This is a genomic window from Novosphingobium anseongense, assembly GCF_037482895.1.
GTDB classification, from domain to species: Bacteria; Pseudomonadota; Alphaproteobacteria; order Sphingomonadales; family Sphingomonadaceae; genus Novosphingobium; species Novosphingobium anseongense.
In genome coordinates this window covers 258060-281612 of record NZ_JBBHJZ010000003.1, presented here as the reverse complement: position 1 = coordinate 281612, position 23553 = coordinate 258060, and the positions used below count along the sequence as shown (strand labels likewise).

At 66.9% G+C, this 23553-nt stretch carries 22 protein-coding genes and 1 pseudogene; 10 read left to right on the top strand and 13 right to left on the bottom strand.

Annotated features, from left to right (window positions below; genetic code table 11):
• Nucleotides 1–2 precede the first annotated feature (2 nt).
• Nucleotides 3–596: a TetR/AcrR family transcriptional regulator gene (locus WG901_RS15325; RefSeq protein WP_339587965.1), complete on the top strand. Its 594-nt coding sequence runs from the start codon at nucleotides 3–5 to the stop codon at nucleotides 594–596.
• Here WG901_RS15325 and WG901_RS15320 read toward each other — a convergent pair.
• Together WG901_RS15320 and WG901_RS15315 are read right to left on the bottom strand one after the other, a co-directional pair.
• The gene (locus tag WG901_RS15320) at nucleotides 572–1702 is read right to left on the bottom strand and encodes a sulfotransferase family protein (RefSeq protein ID WP_339587964.1); all 1131 of its coding nucleotides are present in this window, start codon (nucleotides 1700–1702) and stop codon (nucleotides 572–574) included. The two genes, WG901_RS15325 and WG901_RS15320, sit on opposite strands and share 25 nt — an antisense overlap.
• Before the next feature lie 13 nt (nucleotides 1703–1715).
• A complete protein-coding gene (locus WG901_RS15315) occupies nucleotides 1716–2747 on the bottom strand; it encodes a hypothetical protein (protein ID WP_339587963.1) in 1032 nt (343 codons plus the stop codon).
• Nucleotides 2748–2832: 85 nt separating this feature from the next.
• Here WG901_RS15315 and WG901_RS23790 point away from each other — a divergent pair.
• Together WG901_RS23790 and WG901_RS15305 are read left to right on the top strand one after the other, a co-directional pair.
• Nucleotides 2833–2952: pseudogene (locus WG901_RS23790) on the top strand (hypothetical protein); the annotation flags it as partial.
• Nucleotides 2953–3355: 403 nt separating this feature from the next.
• Nucleotides 3356–3670 carry a hypothetical protein gene (locus WG901_RS15305; RefSeq protein WP_339587961.1) on the top strand — a complete coding sequence of 105 codons (315 nt, stop codon included), beginning with the start codon at nucleotides 3356–3358 and terminating at the stop codon, nucleotides 3668–3670.
• A 3-nt stretch (nucleotides 3671–3673) separates the two neighbouring features.
• Here the strand turns inward: WG901_RS15305 and WG901_RS15300 are convergent, their stop codons facing one another.
• A complete protein-coding gene (locus WG901_RS15300; RefSeq protein WP_339588422.1) occupies nucleotides 3674–4516 on the bottom strand; it encodes a MurR/RpiR family transcriptional regulator in 843 nt (280 codons plus the stop codon).
• A 291-nt stretch (nucleotides 4517–4807) separates the two neighbouring features.
• On the opposite strand from WG901_RS15300, the gene WG901_RS15295 reads away from it, so the two are divergent.
• The 5 genes from WG901_RS15295 to WG901_RS15275 all read left to right on the top strand — a co-directional run bounded on the left by WG901_RS15295 (nucleotide 4808) and on the right by WG901_RS15275 (nucleotide 11845).
• Nucleotides 4808–6982 (top strand): TonB-dependent receptor plug domain-containing protein, encoded by a 2175-nt coding sequence (locus WG901_RS15295; protein ID WP_339587960.1) that lies wholly within the window; start codon nucleotides 4808–4810, stop codon nucleotides 6980–6982.
• Nucleotides 6983–7109: 127 nt separating this feature from the next.
• On the top strand, nucleotides 7110–8033 hold the full coding sequence (locus WG901_RS15290) for a phosphate/phosphite/phosphonate ABC transporter substrate-binding protein (protein WP_339587959.1): 924 nt from the start codon (nucleotides 7110–7112) through the stop codon (nucleotides 8031–8033).
• Nucleotides 8034–8043: 10 nt separating this feature from the next.
• On the top strand, nucleotides 8044–8769 hold the full coding sequence (locus WG901_RS15285) for a phosphonate ABC transporter ATP-binding protein (RefSeq protein ID WP_339587958.1): 726 nt from the start codon (nucleotides 8044–8046) through the stop codon (nucleotides 8767–8769).
• Entirely contained in the window at nucleotides 8766–9713 is a 948-nt protein-coding gene (phnE, locus tag WG901_RS15280; RefSeq protein WP_339587957.1) for a phosphonate ABC transporter, permease protein PhnE, read from the top strand. Before WG901_RS15285 ends, phnE begins: the two co-directional genes overlap by 4 nt.
• Before the next feature lie 26 nt (nucleotides 9714–9739).
• Entirely contained in the window at nucleotides 9740–11845 is a 2106-nt protein-coding gene (locus WG901_RS15275; protein ID WP_339587956.1) for a phosphocholine-specific phospholipase C, read from the top strand.
• Here WG901_RS15275 and WG901_RS15270 read toward each other — a convergent pair.
• Genes WG901_RS15270 through WG901_RS15250 form a run of 5 tightly spaced genes read right to left on the bottom strand, consistent with a single transcriptional unit; the run spans nucleotide 11842 to nucleotide 16955 of the window.
• The gene (locus WG901_RS15270) at nucleotides 11842–13041 is read right to left on the bottom strand and encodes a glycosyltransferase family 87 protein (protein ID WP_339587955.1); all 1200 of its coding nucleotides are present in this window, start codon (nucleotides 13039–13041) and stop codon (nucleotides 11842–11844) included. The genes WG901_RS15275 and WG901_RS15270 overlap by 4 nt on opposite strands.
• A complete protein-coding gene (locus WG901_RS15265) occupies nucleotides 13038–13775 on the bottom strand; it encodes an SDR family oxidoreductase (protein WP_339587954.1) in 738 nt (245 codons plus the stop codon). Before WG901_RS15265 ends, WG901_RS15270 begins: the two co-directional genes overlap by 4 nt.
• Entirely contained in the window at nucleotides 13772–15094 is a 1323-nt protein-coding gene (locus tag WG901_RS15260; RefSeq protein WP_339587953.1) for an FAD-binding oxidoreductase, read from the bottom strand. The genes WG901_RS15265 and WG901_RS15260 overlap by 4 nt, the downstream gene beginning before the upstream one ends.
• Nucleotides 15091–15516 carry a GtrA family protein gene (locus tag WG901_RS15255; protein ID WP_339587952.1) on the bottom strand — a complete coding sequence of 142 codons (426 nt, stop codon included), beginning with the start codon at nucleotides 15514–15516 and terminating at the stop codon, nucleotides 15091–15093. Before WG901_RS15255 ends, WG901_RS15260 begins: the two co-directional genes overlap by 4 nt.
• Nucleotides 15513–16955: a UbiA family prenyltransferase gene (locus WG901_RS15250; protein WP_339587951.1), complete on the bottom strand. Its 1443-nt coding sequence runs from the start codon at nucleotides 16953–16955 to the stop codon at nucleotides 15513–15515. The genes WG901_RS15255 and WG901_RS15250 overlap by 4 nt, the downstream gene beginning before the upstream one ends.
• Before the next feature lie 237 nt (nucleotides 16956–17192).
• Here WG901_RS15250 and WG901_RS15245 point away from each other — a divergent pair, with 237 nt between their 5' ends.
• A complete protein-coding gene (locus WG901_RS15245) occupies nucleotides 17193–18011 on the top strand; it encodes an SDR family NAD(P)-dependent oxidoreductase (protein ID WP_339587950.1) in 819 nt (272 codons plus the stop codon).
• A 121-nt stretch (nucleotides 18012–18132) separates the two neighbouring features.
• A complete protein-coding gene (locus WG901_RS15240; RefSeq protein ID WP_339587949.1) occupies nucleotides 18133–18615 on the top strand; it encodes a Dps family protein in 483 nt (160 codons plus the stop codon).
• A 7-nt stretch (nucleotides 18616–18622) separates the two neighbouring features.
• Here WG901_RS15240 and WG901_RS15235 read toward each other — a convergent pair whose 3' ends face one another.
• The 5 genes from WG901_RS15235 to cyoA are packed head-to-tail and all read right to left on the bottom strand — an operon-like array spanning nucleotide 18623 to nucleotide 23433.
• A complete protein-coding gene (locus WG901_RS15235; RefSeq protein WP_339587948.1) occupies nucleotides 18623–19291 on the bottom strand; it encodes an SURF1 family protein in 669 nt (222 codons plus the stop codon).
• Between the two features lie 26 nt (nucleotides 19292–19317).
• On the bottom strand, nucleotides 19318–19662 hold the full coding sequence (gene cyoD, locus WG901_RS15230; RefSeq protein WP_339587947.1) for a cytochrome o ubiquinol oxidase subunit IV: 345 nt from the start codon (nucleotides 19660–19662) through the stop codon (nucleotides 19318–19320).
• A complete protein-coding gene (gene cyoC / locus WG901_RS15225; RefSeq protein ID WP_339588421.1) occupies nucleotides 19659–20291 on the bottom strand; it encodes a cytochrome o ubiquinol oxidase subunit III in 633 nt (210 codons plus the stop codon). Before cyoC ends, cyoD begins: the two co-directional genes overlap by 4 nt.
• 2 nt (nucleotides 20292–20293) lie before the next feature.
• Complete coding sequence (gene cyoB, locus WG901_RS15220; RefSeq protein ID WP_339587946.1) at nucleotides 20294–22294, bottom strand: cytochrome o ubiquinol oxidase subunit I; 2001 nt, start codon at nucleotides 22292–22294, stop codon at nucleotides 20294–20296.
• Complete coding sequence (gene cyoA / locus WG901_RS15215; protein ID WP_339587945.1) at nucleotides 22291–23433, bottom strand: ubiquinol oxidase subunit II; 1143 nt, start codon at nucleotides 23431–23433, stop codon at nucleotides 22291–22293. The genes cyoB and cyoA overlap by 4 nt, the downstream gene beginning before the upstream one ends.
• Nucleotides 23434–23553: the final 120 nt, after the last annotated feature.

The window sequence follows — 23553 nt, the reverse complement described above, 5'->3', positions numbered from 1 at the left end:
AAATGACTAGCGCAATTCGTCTTTCGGGCGACACCCGCAAGCGCAAGACGCGCGAAGCGCTCTGCGCGGCCATGCTCGACCTGCTCGCGGAGAAGCCGTTCGACGAGATCCAGATCCTCGAACTGACCGTCCGCGCCGGGGTCGGTTACGCCACCTTCTTCCGCCACTATGCGCAGCCGGTCGAGGTGCTCGACGAGGTGGCGGGCGAGCTCATCCGCGAACTGCTCGCCATGACCGTGCCCGCCTTCGAGCGGACCGACAGCGCCGCCGGCCTGCGCTCGCTCTGCTCCTACGTATTCGAACGCCGCGCGCTCTGGCACACGCTGCTCACCGGCGGCGCCGGCTACCGCGTGCGCGCCGAATTCGTGCGCCAGGCGCGCGAGTGGAGCCGGCACGGCGACGGCGGACCAACGTCGGTGCCGGTCGATCTCGGCACGGTCTGCGCCGCGGGATCGGCGATCGACGCGCTCGCCTGGTGGCTCGACCAGGGCGAGGCCTATTCGGCCGAGGAAATGGCCGATTTCATCGACCGGCTGATCATCTCGCCCTTCGTCGGGAGGATGGCCGCGGATCAGAGCGCGAAACGCTCGACGTAGTCCTTGAACTCGGCGCGGATCGACGCGTCGGTCAGGCCGTACTCCTCGGCCGTATAGCGGTGCGCGCCGAAATTGCCCGGCGCGTTGCGGCTGTTGTAGTCGTCGAGCCGCGCGCGCAGCGCGGGGTTCAGATCCATGCCGAGATGGTCGTAGATTCGCTCGAAGGTCTCGATCGGGCGCTGGACCACCTCGTCGTTGCGCACGTCGACGAAGCGGTGCTCGCCGATCTCGGCGCGTGCGGCCAGGGCACGACGCATGCCCTCGGCCCAGATCGCCAGATGGCGCGGGCCTACCGCCTTGCGATCGATCGTGCCGGGCAGGCAGCGCTCCTCGTGCAGCGCCGAATGCAGGCTCGCGACCGAAGCGATCACCTTGCGCGGATCGCGGTGCGTCATGACGAACCTGGCCTTGGGATAGCGCGCCGCGATCTCCTTCAGCCGGAACAGATGCGGCGGCGACTTGAGCAGCCAGAGGCCGGGCTTGCGTCGCGACTGCAGCAGCTTGAGCAGGCGTTCGTGCAAGGCGTAGAACGAGGTGAAATCGGCATGGAGCCACCAGGCGACGTAGTCGTCGGGCATCGGCAAGACGCCGTGATAGGACTTCATGTCGAAGCCCGCGAGGATCGCGAGATCCTCCTCGGGTCCGTCGACGTCGCGGATATGCATGTGCGCCATCGTGTAGTCGACCGCGCCTCGCGCTGCGACGACGCGCGGGTCCGTGTCTTCCTCGCCCGCCACGGGCGGCGGGATCGGGCTCGCGCCCTCCCAGGCGCGCAGAAAGCGAAAGCGCTCGTCGAGCGCCATCATGCCGACCATGGCCGTGGTGCCCGTGCGCGGGAGGCCGACGACGAAGACCTGACCGTCGAGCTGCTCGTCGGCGGTCTCGGGATGATCCTGATACCACTGCTCGATCTTCAGCCGCATGACGAGATCGTGGACCAGCTTGCCATGCTGGGTGGCCAGTGCCTCTTGTGTCATCGGCACGCGCGCGAAACCTGCCAGCGAACGCGCCAGCCCCTCCTGCCAGCCATCCGCGCCGAAGTCGTCCGAGCCCGCGACTTCGATGGCCCGCGCAACGATCTGCTCGGATGAAACGCCGTGCTTCATATGCTTTCGCGCGTCAGCCATCGCGCCCAACCACCGAAGTCGAGGAGCGCTCGACCATGCCTCGCGCGACCACGCCGTCCCAGGTGTAGCGCGCGCCGCTCTGGCTGAGCGCCAAACCCCAGAGATGGCCGCGCGCGACCTGGAAGGTGGTCAGTTCGGTCACGCCTTCGATGCGCGTCGTGCCGAGTTCGGATTCGAGTTCGAACGAGACGTCGTCGCCGCTCTCGCGCAAATGCGTGAGCCAGGGCACTTTCGTGGCCTTGGCCGGATACATCTTGCCGTCTTGGTAGACGAAGCCCTCGTTCCACGGCTCGTTGCCGTCATCGTGCACGGGCCGCGCCTCGTAGCCGGCGGCGCGCCCGTCTGGAAAGACCACCGCTTGCCAGGCATGACCGCGCAGGAACAGACCGTCGGTGCGCACGCTGCGCCGCTTGATGCGGCTGCCGTTGACCCTCGCGGTGAATTTCGTGCCGTCGACCTCGACCACGCCTTCGCCGCGCAACATCTGCTCGAAGCGCCAGCCGAGCCCGACCGAGGCGGCGTCGCGCTGCTTGCCCTTGCCCCAGGTGAAGAACTTTTCGGGCGAGATGTCCTGCTCGTTCGGCGGCACGACCATGTCGAGTTCGAACTCGTACTTGAGCGGGATGAGCTTCTCTGGATCGACGGTCTGAGCGATCTGATGCGACACGTGGGTATCGGCGACCATGCCGTCGAACTGGACGAGCCAGCGCTTGAACGGCTCGATGCAGCGATAGGTCAGCGGACCGGCGCCCATGATCGCCGGACGCCCCTCCGCATCGAGCGTCGGCACGGCCGTGCCGCTGCCCGAACGCTGAAGCACGCGGCCGTCGGGAAAGGCGAAATTGGCCTGGAAGCGACGGCTGTCCCAATTGTGCGGCTCCGCCTCGACGCCATTGCGTGGGATACCGAACGCGCCGTTCTCCTCGAACAGCCAGTACGAGGTACCCTCGCGCACCCAGTCGAACGGCGCCGGCGGCGGCGACTCGAACATCAGGTCAGCCTCGATCGGCAAAGAGCCCAGCATCTCCAACTCCTCGTGATTATGGACGGAGAATAGGACCGGCGGAATTTGTTCGCAATTGCAAACGGTAATTTGTATATGCAAACTTATGACCAGACCGTCACTAGGCACCCAGCGTGTTGTCGCCCTGCTCGATCTTCTCGCCAGCAATGCCGGCCGTGCCTTTTCGCTGACCGATCTGATCACCGCGCTGAAGATGAACCGCGCGACCTGCCACGCTCTGGTCAACGAACTGGTCGAGGCCGGCTATCTCTACCGCACGCGCGACAAGCTTTACGTCCTGGGACCGGCTGCAGCGGCGCTGGCCCGGGCGGCGAGCCTCGGCACGACCGCGCTCGACCTCGCGCTGCCCGAGATGAAGGTCCTGGCGCATCGCCACGACGCGGTCTGCGCGGCGATCTTCCGCGATGGCGGCGACGTCGTGCTGCGTGAGCGCGCGATCTCGAGCTCGCACACCAACCGGCTGGCCAATCGCGAGACGCGCTGGCCGCTGCGCCCACCCTTCGGTTCGGTATTCCTCGCCTTGGTCGACCGAACGCCAGGTCAGCGCCTGGTTCGAATCGCTCGACCCGCGGCCGAGCCTCGAAGAGCAGGAGCGCACACGCGAGGGCATGGCTTTCGCGCGCGAGAACCGCTTCCAGTTCGTGGTCCACCGCTTCCCCGATACCCGTCTGGATGGTGGCATCGACTGGCTCTACGTCCGCGATCCGACGCAGCGGCCGCTCGAGATCGAGACCTCGCTCGACCCGCAAGGCTCCTACTGGATGACCTCGATGTCCTCGCCCGTCTTCGACAGGCAGGAGCGCGTGGCCTTCGTCCTCTCGCTGATGGGGTTCTCCGGGCCCATCGCCGGCGAGCGCGTCATCGCCGTGGCGCAGGAACTCAAGGACGCCTGCGCGCGCATCGGCGCGGCGGCGGTGTTCTAGGCCTCAGAACCGCTTGATCGACAGCACGTCGAAGGTCTGTCGCAGCGCATCGGTCGAGCGGTCGTAGTCGGCCAGGGCGAGCGCCGCGATCAGCGCGTCGATCACGCAGAGTTGCGCGATGCGGCTGGCCATGGCCTCGGTGCGAAAGCGGGTTTCGCGCGCCATCGTGAACAGGACCGTATCGGCATAGGCCTGGATCGGCGAGCGTCCGAAATTGGTGATGACGATCGTCTTCGCGCCGGCTTCGCGCGCGAGCCGTGTCGAAGCGACGGTCTCGTTGGTAGCGCCCGAATGCGAGATCGTCAGCACGGCGACGTCGGAAGTGCAGCGCGAGGCCGAGATCGCCTGGACGTGACTGTCGATGACCACGCGCGCATCGAGACCGATGCGCAGCATGCGGTAATGCGTGTCCTCGGCGATCGGCGCCGACGAGCCGATGCCGTAGATCTCGACGCGCCTGGCCGCGCGAATCGTCTCGACCGCCTGGGCCAGCGCCGCCGGATCGAGCACCGACAGCGTGTCGCTGAGCGCCTGGATGCCCGAGTGGAACACCTTGCGGCAGACCGTACCGGTGGCGTCGTCGCGATCGAGGTCTTCGTGAATGAACTGAACCGGCTGGACGATTTCCTGAGCCAAGCTCAATTTCAGCTGCTGAAATCCGCTGAGCCCGATTCCCCGACAGAAATTGATCACGCTGCCTTCGCTGGCATCGACGGCATCGGCCAGCTCGGTGATCGACATGCCGACCACGTCCCGCGGATGGGCCAGGACATACTCGGCGACTCGCGTCGCGATCTTCGACATTTGCGGCAAGGAAGTGCGGATTCTCGCGAGCGCGTTCTCCACCGGGCGGTGGCCCGTGGCCGGTTCGAGCGGCACGATCTGGCTATCAATCGACACTGTTTCCGAAGACCTTTCCCGTGCAGCACCCGCGCCCTCAACGAGGCCATGCAGCATAGCTTTGTGTCAGGATAGTGAAAACAGCGGTACGACAAGGTTAGAAATATGAAACTCAAAAATGAGTGAATTTCATTCATCCGTCACAATCGCTGCCTAGGTCGCACTCCGACAGCGGCGAACGAGCACCCTCGGATCGGGCGGCCGCCGCTGAAACAACGGAAACGGGGACTAGAGACCATGAAGACGCCAAACCTGCGTTTGACGGCGCTTGCGCTGTTGCTTTCCACCAGCCTGCTGCCGGCCGTGGCCCATGCGACCGCCGATGAGGCCGATGCCGCTGCAGATGCCGCGGCCGACGACCAGGGTCGCGAGAGCATCGTCGTGACCGGCCTGCGCGAGAAGGCCACGCAACAGGCGGCCGAGGCGATCACCTTCGGCAACAACGTCCAGATCGTCGACCGCGCAGCGATCGAGGCCACCGGCGCGACCAACTTCGCCGAGATCGCCCAGTTCCTGATCAAGGGCGCCAACGTCGGCTATTCGCCCGATGAAGGCGAATACACGATCCGCCTCGACGGCGGCGGTGACCGCGACACGCTCGTCGTGCTCGACGGCGTGCCGCTCTACGATCGCGGCCCCGCGCTCGAGGACATCTGGGGCACGACGACGATCGATCCGCACATGATCGAACGCGCCGAGGTCTATCGCGGCGGCAACAGCCTGTTCTTCGGCTCTAACGGCGGCATCGGCGTGATCAGCCTGGTCACCAAGCGCCCCGACGGCACCGATCGCGTCGAGCTCGGCGCGCAATACGGCGAATTCAACACGCGCGAGATCTGGGGCAACGCCCGCTTCGCGATCGATGCCGACAAGCGCCACAGCTTCATGGTCTATGGCAGTTCGATCCAGACCGATGGCCCGCGCATTTTTCGTCCGCAGGACATCATCGACAACGTCGCGGCATCGGGCGGCATCCAGAAGTATCCGCTCAACCGCGGCAACGTGGGCGTGAAGTACCTGTTCCAGCCCGACGAGAAGACCCAGTTCCGCGTCAATGCCCAGTACACCCAGATCGAGTTCCAGGATCCGTTCCCCGACACCGAGACCTTCTCGCCCAACCGCGTGCGCTATCCGATCGTCGATTTCACCTTCGAACGTCGCTGGTCGGACAAGCTGTTCACCGAACTGGCCGGCTACTGGTCGAACCCGAAACTCAACAACACCGAAACCTTCCCCGAAATCTGCATGATCCGCACGGGCTGCGTCGATCCGACCAACGCCGCGCGCACCGTGCAGTTCGGCTTCTCGACCGGCCGCTCGGTGCCATTCCCCAACAAGGGTTTCGGCGAGGCCTCCAAGGTCGGCGGCTTCCGCGAGATGGGCCTCAACTTCCGCAACACGATCAACCTGCCCAACGCGCTCGAAGTCGTCGCCGGCGTTCAGGTCGTTTCCTACAAGGACGATTCCGACCCGGTCTTTCGGATCGGCAGCGAAAGCCAGACGGTGACCGGCCTTTACGCCGATTTCCGGCCGGTTATCCCGTTCAGCCCCGACACCAAGCTGTCGCTGGCGATCCGCACCGACTTCTCGGAGAGTTTCGGCAGCAAGACGATCTGGAAATTCGGCTTCCGCCAGCCGATCGGCGATTTCTACCTGCGCGGCAACGGCGGTACCTCGTACAGCCTGCCGCGGACCAACGAGCTGTTTCGCCAGGAACCGACGATCATCGGCAACCCCGACCTGAAGACCGAGCAGACCAAGACGTTCAACTTTGCCGCCGGCTTCGCCAAGGACTTCGGCGGGCTCTATTTCGACGCTGAGTTCGGCTGGTTCAAGACCGATATCACCAACCGCATCCAGGCGACTTCGGGCCTGACGCCCAACACCTATTTCAACAACACCGCGGTGACCCAGATCCGCGGCCTTGCCGCAGACGTCAATCTGCGGATCGGCGAAACGCTGTCGGCCAACGTGAACTTCACCAAGCAGCAGGCCCGACTTGCCGGCAGCAGCCTTCAGATCAACGAGACGCCGGAATATATGATCGGCGGCAACGTGGCGTGGCACAGCCCCGACAAGACCTTCCACGTCACGCTGTTCCCGCGCTATCAGGGGCCCGAATATTCGACCGGCGGCCTCAACAACTCGCTGCGCTACAACTTCGGCAACTACTTCGTGATGAACGCTTCGATCGGCCTGTGGCTGGGCGAGGACCGCCAGCACAAGTTCCAGCTGCGCGTCGCCAACGTTTTCGACAAGGTCTATGCCGAGCGTTACGGCTTCGGCAACCGGCGCTATGACTCGCGGTTCATCCGCGGCGAGATCGCGCTGAACAGCCCGCAATACTTCTACGGCTATCCCTTCGAGGGCAAGCCGCGCGCCTTCTACGTCTCGTACAACACCTCGTTCTGACCACCCCTGACCCGGCCTGCCCGGATCGGGCGGGTCGGGTGCTTCTTCGGCTTCACAGTCATGTCACAGCCGCCGCGTAGGCGCCCGCGGACTCGATATGACGGGAAGCCGAAAACATCAGGGAGTGGTGCTCGCGTTTCTCGGGATCGCGGCCCTGTTTCTGCTCGCCCTGGCAACGGGAGCCTGCGGAGGGGCCGGGACCGCGGAAGCGGAGACGCCGATCCGGGTCGTGCTGATCCCGGCAGATGGCGGAACCGCGTCCGGAACGCTCGCCGATTATCGCCCGCTGTTCGCCACCCTGTCCCGCTCCACCGGCATGAGGTTCGAGTTGACCGTCACGCAATCCTACGGTGCTGCCGTCGAAGGCATCTGCAACGGCGTGGCCGACCTGGCCTTCGTCGGGCCCGCGACCTATCTGCAGGCGCGCGACCGTGGCTGTGCGCAATTGCTCGCGGTCGGCATCAAGAACGGCCAGCCGCGCTACTACGCCGCATTCTTCGTGCGCGACGACGCCGCAGCGCAAAGCCTCACGGACCTGCGCGGCAAGCGTGTGGCCTTCGGCGACATCAATTCGACCTCGTCGTTCCTCATGCCCGTGGCGATGCTGATGGAGACCGGGCTCGATCCCGCGCGCGACCTTTCGGCGGTGCGACTGACCGGCAGCCATCCCAACAGCCTCAACGCGTTGCTCCAGGGCCAGGTCGATGCCGCCGCGCTCTCGCTCGATTCCTACGATCGCGCCTTGCGCGCCGGCGTGCCCGGTGCCGAACGCCTGCGCGTGCTCGCGCGCAGCGAGGCGATGCCCTATCCGCCCTTCATTGTCTCCACGCGCCTGCCCGCGGCCAAACGCGAAGCGCTGCGCAAAGGTTTCGCGCGGCTCGCGCGGGACGCGGCGATCTCCCAAGGGCGCATCACCGGCTACGGCGGCGGCGCGATCGAGGGCTATGCCACCGACTTTTCCGATGCCCCGTTCGACAGCATGGCGCGGCGCATCGCGCGCGTGACGCCGGCGCTCAAGGCCGCGCTGCTCGAACGCGCGGCACAGCGGTGAGCGCCGGGTGATGCAGATCGAACTCGACCGGGTCTCGCTGGCCTACGCCGATAAAACCAGGCCGCTCGACGACCTCACACTGACGATCCCGTCGGGCCAGTTCTGCGCGGTGCTCGGACGCTCGGGCGCGGGCAAGAGCAGCCTGCTGCGCCTGCTCGGCGGCATGGTGGCGCCAACCGGCGGCGCGGCGCGGATCGACGGCATGGCGCTGTCGCCGGCCATGCCCCGTGCGCTGCGCCGGCGGATCGGCCAGGTCCATCAGGACGGCGCGCTGGTCGGCGAGGCGAGCGTGGCCGAGAATATCGTTGCCGGTGCCGCCGCAGCCATGCCGCTGTGGCGCGCGCTGATCGGGCTCTATCCGGCCTGGACGCGCGAGCGCGCGGTCGCGCTCCATCTGGAACTCGGGCTCGATCCCGCCTTTCTGGCCGCGCCCGTCGCACGGCTCTCGGGCGGGCAGCAGCAGCGCGTCGGCGTCGCGCGTGCGCTGATGCTCGAACCCGCGCTGGTCCTGGCCGACGAGCCCGTGGCCAGTGTCGATCCCGATACCGCGCGCCAGGTGCTGAGCGTGCTGGCCGCACACCGCACGCGGCTCGGTGCGACGGTTGTCTGCGCGCTGCACCAGCCCGAACTCGCCTGCGCTTTCGCCGATCGCATCGTCGTGATCGACGAGGGTCGGATCGCCTTCGACGGAAGCCCCGAACTCTATCGCCGCTCGCACCGGGTGGAAACGACATGAGCACGGCGACCGCCTTCCCGCGCAGCTGGAGCCTGCGGCGGATCGCCGTGCTCGCCGTGGTGCTCGTCCTGCTCGCGGTCAGCGCGGTGCGGGTCGACGTGCCGCGGCTGTTCACTCAGGCCGGCGCGAGCCGCGCGCTCGCCGGCATGGCCGCGCAGATGTGGCCGTTGCAGATCTCGGACCGCCAGGACGTGGCAGAGATCCCCGGCTTCGATCCCGCGCATCTGCCGCTTTTCGCCTATCTGCAGACGACCGACGAGACCACGCGCGAACTCGATCGCGATCGGCTCGCACCGGCCACAGTCCGGCATCGCAAGGTCTGGCTGGTCCAGCCTTTCGGCTATGTCACGCAGGTGGCGAGCAAGCTGCTGGAGACAATCGAGATCGCGATCTGGGGCACGCTGATCGCGGTCCTGCTCGGCCTGCCGCTGGGGCTCGCCGGTTCGGCGTCGCTGGTGCGCAGTCCCACAGTCCGCCAGGCCGCGCGCGCCGCTTCTGCGGGACTGCGTGCGGTCCCGGAGCTTCTGAGCGCACTGGTCCTCGTCACCGCTTTCGGCTTCGGCCCGCCCGCGGGCATCCTCGCGCTCGGGCTGCACGCCGCGGGCTTCCTCGGCCGGTTCTACGCCGACGCGATCGAGGATGCGAACCAGGCGCCCGTGCGCGCGCTGCAGGCCAGCGGCGCCGGCCGGCTCGCCACCTTCCGCTTCGCGCTCTGGCCGCAAGTCCGCGCGCCCTTCGTCTCCTCGACCTTCTACATCCTCGATCGCAACGTCCGCATGGCCACCGTCGTCGGCCTCGTCGGCGCGGGCGGGATCGGCCAGGAGCTCAAGGGCCGGATCGACATGTACGAATATGCCCACGTCGGCACGATCCTCGTCGGGATCCTGATCGTGGTGCTGCTGCTCGACCACATCGCCGCGCGCCTGCGGCGGAAAAAGACCTGACAGATCAGACCAACGGGAGACCACCGATGTCCAACACCCGCCGAGACTTCCTCAAGACCGCTGCCGTTGCCGGCGCCCTGCCCGCCGCGATCGGCCGCGCCCTGGCGATCCCCGCCAACCGCCGGACCGGCACGATCAAGGACGTGCGCCACATCGTGATCCTTATGCAGGAGAACCGCTCGTTCGATCACTACTTCGGCACGATGCGCGGCGTGCGCGGCTTCGGCGATCGCCACCCGATCCCGCTCGCCTCGGGCAAGGACGTCTGGTGGCAGAGCAACGGCGCGCGCGAACTGCCGCCGTTCCACCTAGACACCGCGAAGACCAACGCGCTCAAGGTGCCCGGCACGCCGCACAGCTTCGCCGACGCCCAGGCCGCCTGGAACCAGGGCAAGTTCGGGCTCTGGCCCAAGTACAAGACCGACTACTCGATGGGTTACTACAAGCGCGAAGACGTGCCTTTCCAGTTCGCCCTGGCCGAGAGCTTCACGATCTGCGACGCCTATCACTGCTCGATCACCACGGGCACCGATCCCAACCGCATCGTCTTCTGGTCTGGCGGCAATTTCGATCCGGCGATGCGCGCCCAAGGTGTGAATTGCCGCGACGACAAGTCCGAACCCAACAACCTGCGCTGCTGGATCAAGGGCGCGCTGCCCGAGCCTGGCTATACCTATGCCGGCAACGACCTCGAATGGGCGACGATCCCCGAAGTGCTCGAAGCTGCGGGGGTCGACTGGAAGATCTACCAAGACCCCAACGACAACTGGACCGGCGCGATGCACGGCGGCCTGGCCTTCAAGGGCTTCCGCGAGGCCAAGCCCGACAGCGGGCTCTACAAGCGCGGCATGAGCCACTTCTCGCTTGAACGCCTGGCCGAAGACGTCAAGAACGGCACCCTGCCGCAGGTCTCCTGGGTCCTGCCGCCGATGCCCTGGTCCGAGCATCCGTCGACCTCGTCGCCGCTCGAAGGCGCGGAGTTCACCGCCAAGGTCCTCGATGCGCTGACCGCCAATCCCGAGGTCTGGGCCGGCACCGTGTTTCTCCAGACCTTCGACGAGAACGACGGCCTGTTCGACCACCTGCCGCCCCCCGCGCCGCCTTCGTACAACGCCGACGGCTCGCTGGCGGGCAAAGCGACCTTCGATCTCAAGGGCCACTATTTCGACGATCACAAGGACGCCTACACCTCGCGCGACGACAATATCAGCGGCACCACGCGCCCCTGGGGCCTCGGCCCGCGCGTGCCGCTCTACGTCGTCTCGCCGTGGTCGAAGGGCGGCTGGGTCAACAGCGAGGTCGCCGACCATACCTCGGTCGGCCAGTTCCTCGAAAAGCGCTTCGGCGTGACGGTGCCGGCGATCAGCCCTTGGCACCGCGCGGTCTGCAGTGACCTGACCTCGTGCTTCGACTTCGCCGCCCCCGCCGATGCCCAGTTCCCCGACTTGCCCGACGTCAGCAATTCGCCCAAGACCGTGGCAGTCCACCAGAAGCGCGACAAGCTGCTGCCGCCGCGCCGACCGCAGGACCTGTTCCAGGAACCCGGCCTGCGCCGCTCGCGCGCGCTGCCCTACAAGCTCGCGGTCGATCTCGCGGCAGAGGCGGCAGATCGCCGCGTGCGACTGACCTTCGTCAACGACGGCAGCGTCGGTGCGGTCTTCCAGGTCTACGATCGCAAGCAGCTCGACCGCATCCCGCGCCGCTACACGGTCGAGGCGCGCAAGCGCATCGACGACAGCTGGGACCTCGGCGCGGGCGGCGAGTTCGATCTCTGGGTGCTCGGCCCCAACGGCTTCGTGCGGCACATGCATGGCAAGCTGGAAGACGGCGCGCCATTGCCCGCCGTGACGATCCGTCCGCACACCAGCCGCGCCGCGCTGACGGTCGCACTGCGCAATCCGGCAAAGGCCGAAAGCCGCGCGACCTTGGGCAAGGACGCCTATGGCCATGTCGAGAGCTTCCAGACCGCGCTGCCCGCGGAAGGCAAGGCCGAGGCGGCCTGGCCGACCGACAAGAGCCAGGACTGGTACGACTTCACCGTCACGCTCGCGACGGTGGAAATCCGGGCCGCCGGCAGGCTCGAACGCGGCCGCCACGGCGTCAGCGATCCGCTGATGGGCCGCGAGGTCTAGGTCGTAGCGGGTCGTTTCAGGATCGCGGCGGCAGCGCCGACGAGGAGCACCAGCGCGGGTGCCGTCAGCGATGGCCATTCGGCCGGCTGAAGGCTCCCGGGCCGGCTCTCGCCGAGCGAGGCGACCGCGAAACCGTAGCCGGTGGTGAACCACGAGAGCAGCAACAGCCCGGTCAGTTCGCTCGAGCGAGCGCGGGCGATGACTGCAGGAAGTACGAAGGCGATCGCCAGGCCGAGGATCGTGAGGTCGTAGTCGTAGTTGTAGGGGCTGACGAAAAGCGACATCGCGCAGGCCGCCGCCGCCACGACCCGCGGCTCGCCGCCGCCGTGCCAGAGCCGCAGGAACAGGCCGATCGCGATCAGCGCGCCGAGGCCGTGCAGGACGATCGCGAGCGAGGCCGGAGCCCCCAGGCTGCGGACGCAGGCATAGACCGAACTCATGCGGAACAGCTGGTAGTATCCGGCAGCGAGGAAATCCCCGGCCTCGCGCACACCGCTAAGGAAGGCCCCCCACACGCCAGGGCTGAAAGCGAGGGTAGCGGCCGCTCCCGCGGCAATGACCACACCCGCCGCAGCGGCCATGGCGCTCCAGCGCCGCCCGATCAGCGCGAGCAAAGCGATCCCCGCGGCGAGGTGCGGCTTGATGCACATCAGCCCCAGCGGCAGCCCCGCGCCCGCGCGCCCTGCCGGAAAGGCCAGCAGGAAAGCACCGATGAGCCCGGCGGTCAGGAATCCGTTCTGACCGGTGCGGACCGTGAGCAGGACCGCGGGCAGCGCCGCAATCAGGGTGCCGGGCAGATGATCGCCGGCGATCCGCCGCAGGACCGCAAGGTAGAACAGCAGGCTGCCCGTCACGAACAGCATATAGGCCAAGCCGATCGGCAGTTGCGCCAGCCCGGCGACGAAGAGCATGTAAGGCGGCGGATATGTCCACGGAAACAGCAGCTGATCGTTAGTAATCGCCTGCTGCGCGGCCAGCATCTCGGCCGCCTGGTAAGTTTCGTTCGCCTCGCCGTGCGCAGCCATGGTCCCAGCGATGTAAAAGGCGTCGAAGTCGGTCAACACCTTGTCGCGCCCGAGCAGGCCGGGCGCCTGGAACAGCACCGCAGAGACCAGCGCGAGTACCGCCGCGACCGCCAGAATGGCGATCAGCACGGGCTTGCTCGTCGCCAGTCCGGGCGGCGACGGCTGGATCAAATGCTCATGCCCTTGAAGATCCGCTCAGGAATGGCGCGGATGATCGTCATGATGACCCACCAGATCGGCTTGACGTAGAGCACGTTGCGCCGCGCGCCGACCGCCTTGAACACCGCGCTGGCAACTTCGGTCGGCTGGGCAGTGAGCTTGGCCGGCAGGTCCATGCCCGCGGTCATGCGCGTGTCGACGAAGCCCGGCAGGACGCTCAGTACGTGGACGCCCTTCTTGGCCAGGCGATTGCGCAGGCCCGACAAGAACGCCGTGTAGCCGGCCTTGGCCGAGCCGTAGACGTAGTTGCTCGCACGGCCGCGTTCGCCGGCGACCGAACTGATGCCGACCAGGGTGCCGCTGCCGCGCTGTTCGAAGCGGTTGGCGATCAGGCCGGTCAGCAGCGCCGGTCCCTCGAAATTGCTGCGGAAGGTCAGCGTCGCGGCTGCGGGATCGCTCTCCGAGCGCGCCTGGTCGCCGAGCAGGCCGACCACGCAGATCGCCGTGCCCGGCAGAGCGGGAAGGCCGTCGAGGAACGGCGCGAAGCTTTCGGTCGCAAGCACGTCGATCTCGTGCAGGGTTACCGCGACGCCGTGTCGCAGCTCGATGTCGGCCTTGTCGGTGGCCAGCGCCCCAACGTCGCGCGCGGCGAGCTGGATCGGGTGACCGGCTGCGGCGAAGCGGTGTGCGAGGGCGAGGCCGATGTCGGACTTGCCGCCGATGATGAGCACGGGGTCTGCGGTCATAGCTCCAGTCTTTCCGATTGGCTCGAGGCGAAGGCGCCGGCGCCCTCGGCCTGGCGCAAGGCGAGGAATTGGGGAACGCGGGCGTCGCTCGCGCGCAAGGTGGCGGCGCTCATCCGGCTGTCCTTGGCCAGATAGAACCGCCCGCCGTGCGCGAGCACGATCGCGTCGAGCCGCTCCATCAGCGCGAGCGTCTTGGCGGAGACGGGGAAGTCGAGCGCCAGCGTGTAGCCGTCGAGTGGAAACGAGAAGGCTCCCCCCGGCAGCCCGCCGAGCCGCTTGAGCACGGCCAGGAACGAGCCCTGCCCGCTTTTCGCGATCGCCTCGAGCAGTTCGATCAGCCCGGCCCGGGCGGAGGCGAGCGGCAAGGCGCACTGGAACTGCAGCAGGCCGCGCCGGCCGTAGATCCGGTTCCACTGGCCGACCGCGTCGAGCGGATAGAAATAGCTGTCCCAGTCGACGAGCTGGAGCCCGCGCTTCATCACCTGGCGGCGATAGTAGGCGGCGTTGAACGCCTTGACGGTCAGGCCGTTGAGCAGACTCGCCGGCGCGTCGAAAGGCAGCGTGCGCAGCTTGCGGCGGGGCGTGCCGAACGGCGCAGCCTGCAGCGGTTCGGGCAGGTCCGCGACCGATGCGTGCTCGCCGAGCATGATCGCCGAGCGGCCGAGACTCCGCCCGCCGGCGAGGCAGTCGATCCAGGCGACCGAATAGCGGACCTCGGCGTGGTCTTCGAACAGCCGCATCGCCGTGTCGAGATCGGGCGCGGGCAGCGTGGTCTGGCGGATCCAGCCGCTCTCGACCCGCTGCAGGTGAAAGGCGATGCGCAGTATCACGCCGGTGAGCCCCATGCCGCCGATCGTTGCATCGAACAGGTCGGGATCGCTCGTCGGGCTGCAGCGCCGCACTTCGCCCGTGCCGTCGAGCAGGTCGAACCAGGCAACGAAACGGCCGAAGGCGCCGTCGCGGTGGTGGTTCTTGCCGTGGACGTCGGCCGCGACCATGCCGCCGATCGTGACGAACTTGGTCCCCGGGGTCACGGGTGGGAACCAGCCGCGCGGGAGGAAGGCATCGATGACCTCGGCCAGCAGCACGCCGGCCTCGACGACGAGCAATCCCGTATCGGCATCGAAGGCGAGCATGCGGTTGAGGCGCAAGGTCGACACGGTGCCCGCCGGCTGTTGCGCGCAATCGCCATAGCCGCGCCCGTTGCCGCGCGCGATCAACGGACTCTGCCCGATCAGCCCGCGCAGATCGTCTGCGGACCGGGGATCATGGACGACGCAATCCTGCCGCGGATAGCGCCCCCAGCCCGAGATCATCATGTGGCGTGCCCTGCCCCTGCGCCGCCGGTGAACACGTGGCGGCGATCGAGGTGATACTTGACGAAATAGCCGATCGAAAGCCCCAGTATCGCCCCGATCTCGCGCGCGGTCTGGGTCTGCCAGGAAAGCCAGAACAGCGTCTCGGTGCCCCAGAAGATCACCGTCGTGACCACGCCCATCAGCGTGTAAAGCGTGAAGCGGCGCCCGTGCGCCACCAGCCCGCGGGCCGGATCTGCGAAGATCCAGCGCTTGTCGAGCAGGTACTTGATGACGAGCCCCACGGACGTGCCGGCCAGCAGCGCCGGATAGTAGGCGACCTGGTCGTCGTCGAGCCCGAGGACCAGGCGCTGGGTTGCGAGATTGCTCGCCGTCGCGACCAGGGCGAAAACCACATAGCGCAGCGCCAGCGTCAGTGGGCTCACAGCAGGGTTCCAGCCAGGGCCAGCAGGCCGACCGCGGCGACGCAGCCGTAGCTGACCCGGTCGCGCGCGGCGAAGACGAGCGGATCGTCGTGCATCTGCCCGCGATGGGTCAGGATGGCGATGCGGCTGTTCCAGAACAGCAGCACCAGGCAGATTCCCCAGAGCACCTCGGGCGTCGAGTAGAGCTGCCGCACCGGCTCCGAATTCGCGTAGAGCGCAAGCACCAGCACCGAGACGAAGCCCGATGAAACCGCCATGTTGCTGACGATCGCGAGATCGTCGACATGATAGCCGCGACCGTGCGCACGCACCGTTCCCGAGGCGATGCCGTCGACGAGCTCGGCCTGGCGTTTCACGCTGGCGAGCGAGAAGAAGAAGAAGGTGGAGAAGGCCAGCAGCCAGACCGAGGCGGGCAGCCCCGTGGCCACCGAGCCCGCCAGGATGCGCATGGTGTAGAGCACCGCGAGCATGCAGATGTCGATCACGACCATCCGCTTGAGCCAGAACGAATAGGCCGTGGTCAGCGCGAAGTAGCCGGCGAGCATGGCGAACAGTCCGGGTCCGGACAGCAGTGCGACGGCGCCCCCGGCCAGCCCCAGGACGGGCGCCATCCAGGTGCCGTGGCTGACCTTGACCGCGCCCGAGGCGAAAGGCCGCCGGCACTTGCGCGGGTGTGCGCGGTCGGCCGCGAGGTCGAGCAGATCGTTGAGCACATAGGTGCTCGAAGCGACGAGGCTGAACGCGATCACGGCGAGCAGCGATTGCCAGAGCGTCGCGGGCGTCAACTGATGCGCGGCGAGCATCGGCAGGAGGATCAGCGCATTCTTGAGCCACTGATGCGGACGCAACACGCGCAGATAGTCGCGCACTTGCGAAGGTAAAGCCTCGAGATGCGTGGTGTCCTTGCCCAAGGCGTCGACGCGGGCGCGGAAAGCCGCGCTGGGGTTGACCGTGACCACGCCCGCCGAATGCTCCCAGACGGGCAGGTCCGCCGGTGCATCGCCGATATAGCTGTAGCCCCCGGCGCCGAACCGCTCCTGCAGGAACTGCGCCTTGTTGGCCCCTTTGAGATTGATCCCGCCGCCCGATCCGTGCGCCTCGTCGAACAGGTCCAAGTGAGCGGCGATGGCATCGGCCGTGGCCTGGAGCGAGGCCGTGACGAGCGCGACGCGCCCGCCGCGCGCGCGCCAGTCGCGGACGAGGTCGAGCACTTCGGCGTTGTAGGGCAGCCGCGCCGCATCGAGGCTGGCGATAGCCCCCAGCCGCTGCTTGAGGGCGAGCGGCCCTTTATGAAGCACAAAGGCGGCGACGAAGGGCGTGTACCATTTTGCCGTGCAGGCCGACCAGAAGGTCTCGAACAGCGAATCCGTCTGGATGAGCGTGTCATCGAGATCGACGACCAGCGTCAATTTGGCGGGATTCCAGTTCGCGATGCTCATCGGCGGCTCCACGTCAGCAAGCGAAGCCCGCGACGAAGGGAAAATGCAGCTCTGCGGATTATGGTTAACAACCTAAAGAACCGTAAAAATTCCGAACATTCGCGGTAACCGATCGCACCGGATCGGGGGCTTCGCACGGTCATTCGCGCATCCGCGCCATGGCCGGGACAATCAGTTGACCCCAGCCCTGCAGCATTATATGCGACACACTATCGCACATAATCGAGAGCGTAGCCCATGCCCCAAGCCGTAGCCGACGTCTCCGCCCGCTCGATCGCCGAGCTCGTTTCGCTCGCGGGACGCCGCGCCGTCGTCACCGGTGCCGCCTGGGGCCTGGGCAAGGCCACCGCGCGGCGCCTCGCCGAAGCTGGCGCCACGGTACTGATCGGCGACATCGATGCCGAAGCGGCCGCGGCGACCGCCGCCGAGCTGAGCGCCACCCATGGCACCCGCGTCCTGTCGGTACATATGGACGCCAGCAACGCCGCATCGATCACCGCCGCAGCGGACCTCGCGGTCGCCGAATTCGGGGGCATCGACATCTGGGTCAACAATGCCGGCATCCCGCTGCACAAGCCGCTGCTCGACCTGACCGACGAAGAGTTCGACAGGGTCCAGGCGATCAACCTGCGCGGCACCTTCGTCGGCGCGCGCGAAGCGGCGCGACGCATGATCGCCGCCGAAATCCCCGGCGTGATCGTCAAAGTCGCCTCGCTCGCCGGCCTGCGCGGCATCGCGCCGGGCCAGGCTGCCTATGTCGGCTCGAAGCACGGCGTCGTCGGCCTGACCAAGACGATGGCGCTCGAGTTCGGCCCGAAGGCCATCCGCGTCCTCGGGATCGCGCCGGGCGTCTGCCTGACCGAGAAGACCATGCACCTCGCCAGCCTCGACGCCGAAGCGCTCAAGCGCATTCCCATCCCGGGCATCGGCGGCAGCCCCGTCGGCCGGCTCGGCGTCGCCGACGACGTGGCCCGCGTGATCCTCTTCGCGGTTTCCGACCTGGCGATGTTCATGAGCGGCTCGACCTTGATGGTCGAAGGCGGCGTCGCCGCCTGATCCCCACGCGCCGTCTCGAGGCCTCTGGACGGCGGGCCGTGCCGCTCTACTATACCAGGGTATGAGCGCGCCGAGGCGCCAGCCGGCTATAGTGCGGATCACGAACAAGCGGAGCCAAGCCATGGGAAAGAGTCGAGCGATCAACATCGGTCTGACCGAGCAGCAGCGGGCGGACATCGCCGAGGGCCTCTCGAAGCTGCTGGCCGACAGCTACACGCTCTACCTGATGACCCACAACTTCCACTGGAACGTCACGGGGCCGATGTTCAACACGCTGCATCTGATGTTCATGACGCAGTATACCGAGCAGTGGAACGCGCTCGACCTGATCGCCGAGCGCATCCGCGCGCTGGGTTTTCCCGCGCCGGGGACCTATGCCGAATTCGCCGAACTGGCTTCGATCAAGGAAGTCCGCGGCCAGCCCAAGGCGCTCGAGATGGTCGAGCATCTCGTCGCCGCGCAGGAAGCCACGGCGCGGACCGCGCGCGGCCTGTTCGACTTGGTCGACGAGGCCAACGACCAGCCGACCGCCGACCTGCTGACCCAGCGGCTCGACGTCCACGAGAAGACCGCCTGGATGCTGCGCAGCCTGCTCGAGGAATAGGTCGAGGCTATCGCCGGAGCGCGACGATCGCAGCTCCGGCGCACAGCGCGGCGAGCGCGAACCAGGTCAGCGCATAGACCAGATGGTTGTCGGCGAACCGCACGACGGTGAGCCCGCCCAGCGGATAGCCGCCCGGATTGGGCGCTGCGTCGGCATCGACGAAGAACGGCGCGACCGGGCCAAGCCTTTTCGCCCGCGCGATCGCCGCGACGTCGCGCGAATACCAGCGGTCGGCGGCGGGATCGTTCGCGCGCAGGAAGCCTCCGCCGGGCTCGCTCGCGCGCATAAGCCCGGTCACGGTGACAGGCGATGTGCTCCGCCCCTCGCGTCGGCTTGCTACCGCGCGATGCTCGCCGGGCACGAAGCCGCGGTTGACGAGGACGATGCCCTCGGAGGTGCGCAGCGGCGTCAGCACCCAGAACCCCGCGCCGCGCTCGGTCAGCGCCTGGACCAGTGCTTCGCGATCGTGGAGGAACATGCCGCTGAGCCGCACCTTGCGATATTCGAAGGCGGACGGCTTCAGGCCCGGCCATTCGGTCTCCAACGGCAGGGCCGCCGCCGGCGCGTGGATCCGCGCTTCGACACGCGAGATCAGATCGTGCTTCCAGGCGCGCCGCTCGACCTGCCAGATGCCCAGCGCCGCGAACAGGCCGGCGCCGAACAGAGCCAGCGCCACGAACCCCCGTTCCTTGGCCAACCGCTTCAGGATGGGCCGCCCATCTCGGTCATCGGCATCATGTTGGTGTTCAGGTGGTACATGATCCACAGCGAGCCGGCGATCACGATCAGGACGATCACCGCCGCGAAGGCATAGGCAAGCAGAGTCCAGCCGCCTTCGGACTGCGTGTTGACGTGAAGGAAGCAGACCGTGTGAACGAGAATCTGCACCACCGCGAGCGCGATGATGATCGCCGCGACGGTCCCGACGTCGGCGATCGCCCCGGTCATCACCAGCCAGAACGGCACCGCGGTCAGCACGGCCGACAGCAGGAAGCCGATCAGGTAACCGCGGCGCGAACCGTGCGGGACTTCCGCGTGATCACTCATCGCAGGACTCCTAGCAGGTAGACGAAGGTGAAGACGCCGATCCAGACGACGTCGAGGAAGTGCCAGAACATCGACAGGCAGAGCAGCCGCCGCTGGTTCTCGGCATGAAGCCCGCGCTGGCCGAGTTGGACCAACATCACCCCGATCCACAGGATGCCGAACGAGACGTGCAGTCCGTGCGTGGAAACCAGCGTGAAGAAGGCCGAGAGGAAGGCGCTGCGCTGCGGCGTCGCGCCCTCGGTGATGAGGTTGCCGAACTCGAACAGCTCGACCCCGACGAAGGCCAGCCCGAGCAGGCCGGTGATCGCGAGCCACAGCCTGGTGCCGCCGAGCTTGCCCTCCTGCATGGCGATCATCGCGAAGCCGTAGGTGATCGACGAGACCAGCAGGATCGCGGTGTTGAGCGCGACCAGCGGCAGCTCGAAGATCTCGCGCGGGGACGGGCCGCCGGCATAGCTCGTGCTGAGCACGCCGTAGGTGGCGAAGAGCGTCGCGAAGATCAGCGCGTCGCTCATCAGGTAGATCCAGAACCCCAGCAAGGTGCCCGAGCCGGGCTCGTGGTGGTGTTCGTGGGGGTCGAGGACGTAGAAGGCCGGTGCCGCGTCTGCGGGTTGTTGCGCGTCTGCCATGGTCACGCCCCCGCCGCGAGCAGCCGGCTGCGCTCGTCCTCTGCCTGCGCCACCGCATCCGCCGGGATGTAGTAGTCGCGGTTGTAGTTGAACGTATGCGCCACGCCGTAGACCAGCAGCGCCACGGCCGAGAGAGCCGCGAGCCACCAGATGTACCAGATCATCGCGAAGCCCAGCACCATGGCGAGGGCCGAAAGGATCACCCCGGCCCCGGTGTTGCGCGGCATGTGGATCGGCGCGAAGCCGGCGACGGGCCGCTGCGCGCCGCGGTCCTTCATGTCGTACCAGGCGTCGAGCGCATGGACCTGTGGGGTGAAGGCGAAGTTGTAGGCCGGCGGCGGCGAGGCGGTCGACCATTCGAGCGTGCGACCATGCCAGGGATCGCCGGTGGTGTCGCGCAACTGGTCGCGGCGCATGATGCTGACGGCGATCTGGATGACGAAAGCGACGATGCCGACGAGGATGATCAGCGCGCCGATCGCCGCGAGGACGAACCAGATCTGTAAGGAAGGATCGTCGAAGTGGCGCACGCGGCGCGTCGTGCCCATCAGGCCGACCACGTAGATCGGCGTCCAGGCGACCCAGTAGCCGATCACCCAGCCCCAGAAGTGGATGCGCCCCCAGAAGCGATCGAGCTTGAAGCCGAAGGCCTTGGGGAACCAGTAGTCGAGCCCGGCGAAGAGCCCGAAGACCACGCCGCCAATGATCACGTTGTGGAAGTGCGCGACGAGGAACAGCGAGTTGTGCAGCACGAAATCGGCGGGCGGCACGGCCAGCAGCACGCCGGTCATGCCGCCGACCACGAAGGTCAGCATGAAGGCGATCACCCACATCATCGGCAGCTCGTAGCGGATGCGGCCGCGGTACATCGTGAACAGCCAGTTGAAGATCTTCGCCCCCGTCGGGATCGAGATGACCATCGTGGCGATGCCGAAGAACGAGTTGACGCTGGCGCCCGATCCCATCGTGAAGAAGTGATGCAGCCAGACGAGATAGGACAGGATCGTGATGACCACGGTCGCGTAGACCATCGACGAATAGCCGAACAGCCGCTTGCCGGTGAAGGTCGAGGTGATCTCCGAATAGATGCCGAAGACGGGCAGGACCAGCACGTAGACCTCGGGATGCCCCCAGATCCACACGAGGTTCCAGTACATCATCGGGTTGCCGCCGAGATCGTTGGTGAAGAAGTTCGTCCCCACGTAGCGGTCGAGCATCAGCAGCGCGAAGGCGCCCGTGAGCACCGGGAAGATCGCGATGGCCAGGACGTTGCTGCACAGCGCGGTCCAGCAGAACACCGGCATCTTCATCATCGTCATGCCCGGCGCGCGCATCTTGATGATCGTCGTCACCATGTTGATCGCCGAGAGCGTCGTGCCGACGCCGGCTATCTGCAAGGCCCAGAGGTAGTAGTCTGGCCCGGTGTCGGGACTGTTCGCCAGATTGGTGACGGGCACGTAGTTGAGCCAGCCCCCGCGCGAGAACTCGCCGACGAACAGCGAGACCATGACGAGCAGCGCGCCCGCCACGGTCAGCCAGAACGACAGGTTGTTGAGGAAGGGAAAGGCCACGTCGCGCGCGCCGATCTGCAGCGGCATGACGAAGTTGATCAACCCGACGACCAGCGGGATCGCCACGAAGAAGATCATGATCGTGCCGTGCGCGGTGAAGACCTGGTCGTAGTGGTGCGCGGGCAGATAGCCCTGGCTCGCGCCGAAGGCCATGGCCTGCTGCGCGCGCATCATCAGCGCATCGGCGAAGCCGCGCAGCAGCATGATGATGCCGAGGATGATGTACATGATGCCGATCTTCTTGTGATCGACGCTGGTCAGCCATTCGCGCCAGAGCCAGCCCCAGAGCCGGTACTTGGTGACGGCGCCGACGATACCGAGGCCGAGCAGCACGACGACCGCGAAGGTCACCATCAGGATCGGCTCGTGGATCGGAAACGATTCCCAGCTCAGCCGGCCGAATATGGCGCTGGTGACGGTCTCTCCGGTCATGCGAAACTCCGGCCGACGGACAGCAGGTTGAGCGAGGTCTTGCCGGTCTTGGGCGACCCCGGCGCGGTGCCGTCGGGCGCGCGCGGCTGGGTCACGTTGGGGCCTTTGCCCTTCTCGTCACCTTCCTTGAACAGCGCCCCCTCGGGCTTGGTACCGGGCGGCGCCGGATTGTTGCGACCCGAGGGCATGCCGCCGCCGACGTGCGTGTCGTGCGGCGCGCCACCCGCGCGCTGGTCGTGGCGCATGACATCGCTCATGCAGGGCGTGCCGGGCTTGACGCAGCGGTTGTAGATCCGGTCGAACAGCTTCGCCTCGACCGCCGAATAGTACATCGCCGGCACTTTCTCGCTGGGCTTCTCGAGCGCGAGGAAACCCGGCGTGTCGAGCTTCGGTCCCGACCGGACCCGCGCCACCCAGGCGTCGAAGCCCGCCTGGTCCAGCCCCTTGAGCTTGAACCGCATGTCGGAGAAGCCCTCACCCGAATAGTTGGCGGACATGCCCTCGTATTCGCCGGGCCGGTTGAGCACGGCGTGCAGGGTCGAACGCATGCCGGGCATCGTATAGATCATGCCTGCCAGAGTCGGCGCGTAGAAGGTGTTCATCATGTTGGTCGAGGTCAGGTCGAACTTGACCGGCCGATCGACGGGCAGCGCGAGTTCATTGACCGTCGCGATGCCCTGTTCGGGGTAGATGAACAGCCATTTCCAGTCGAGCGAGACCACCTGGACGGTCAGCGGCGCGACCTTGGGATCGATCGGCTTGCCCGCGGCGATGCGGTTGAGCGGCCGAAACGGATCGAGCAGGTGCGTCGACCACCAGGTCAGCGCGCCCAGGCAGATGATGATCAGCAGCGGCGCCGACCAGATGACCAGTTCGAGCGAAGTCGAATGGTCGAAATCGGGGTCGTAGGTCGCCTGCTTGTTCTTGGCCCGATAGTGCCAGGCGAAGACCACGATCAGCGCCATGACCGGCACGATGATCAGCAGCATGAGCGCGGTCGAGATGTAGATGATGTCGCGCTGCTGGACGGCGATGTCGCCGGCAGGATCGAGCACCGCGCGGTTGCAGGCGGCAAGCAGAACCAGCGGCACCAGCGCAAGGCACCGTCGCAGAATCGATACCGACTCGTCTTCGCGCATGGACCTCGCTTGCCCCCGGCGCCTGCGCACCGACGTTTGAGAATTGTCCTCCCGCCGCGGAGCTTTTCTGGTGCAATGCGCGTTCGATTGCAATACCATCGCGCCCAAGACCGCCGGAGC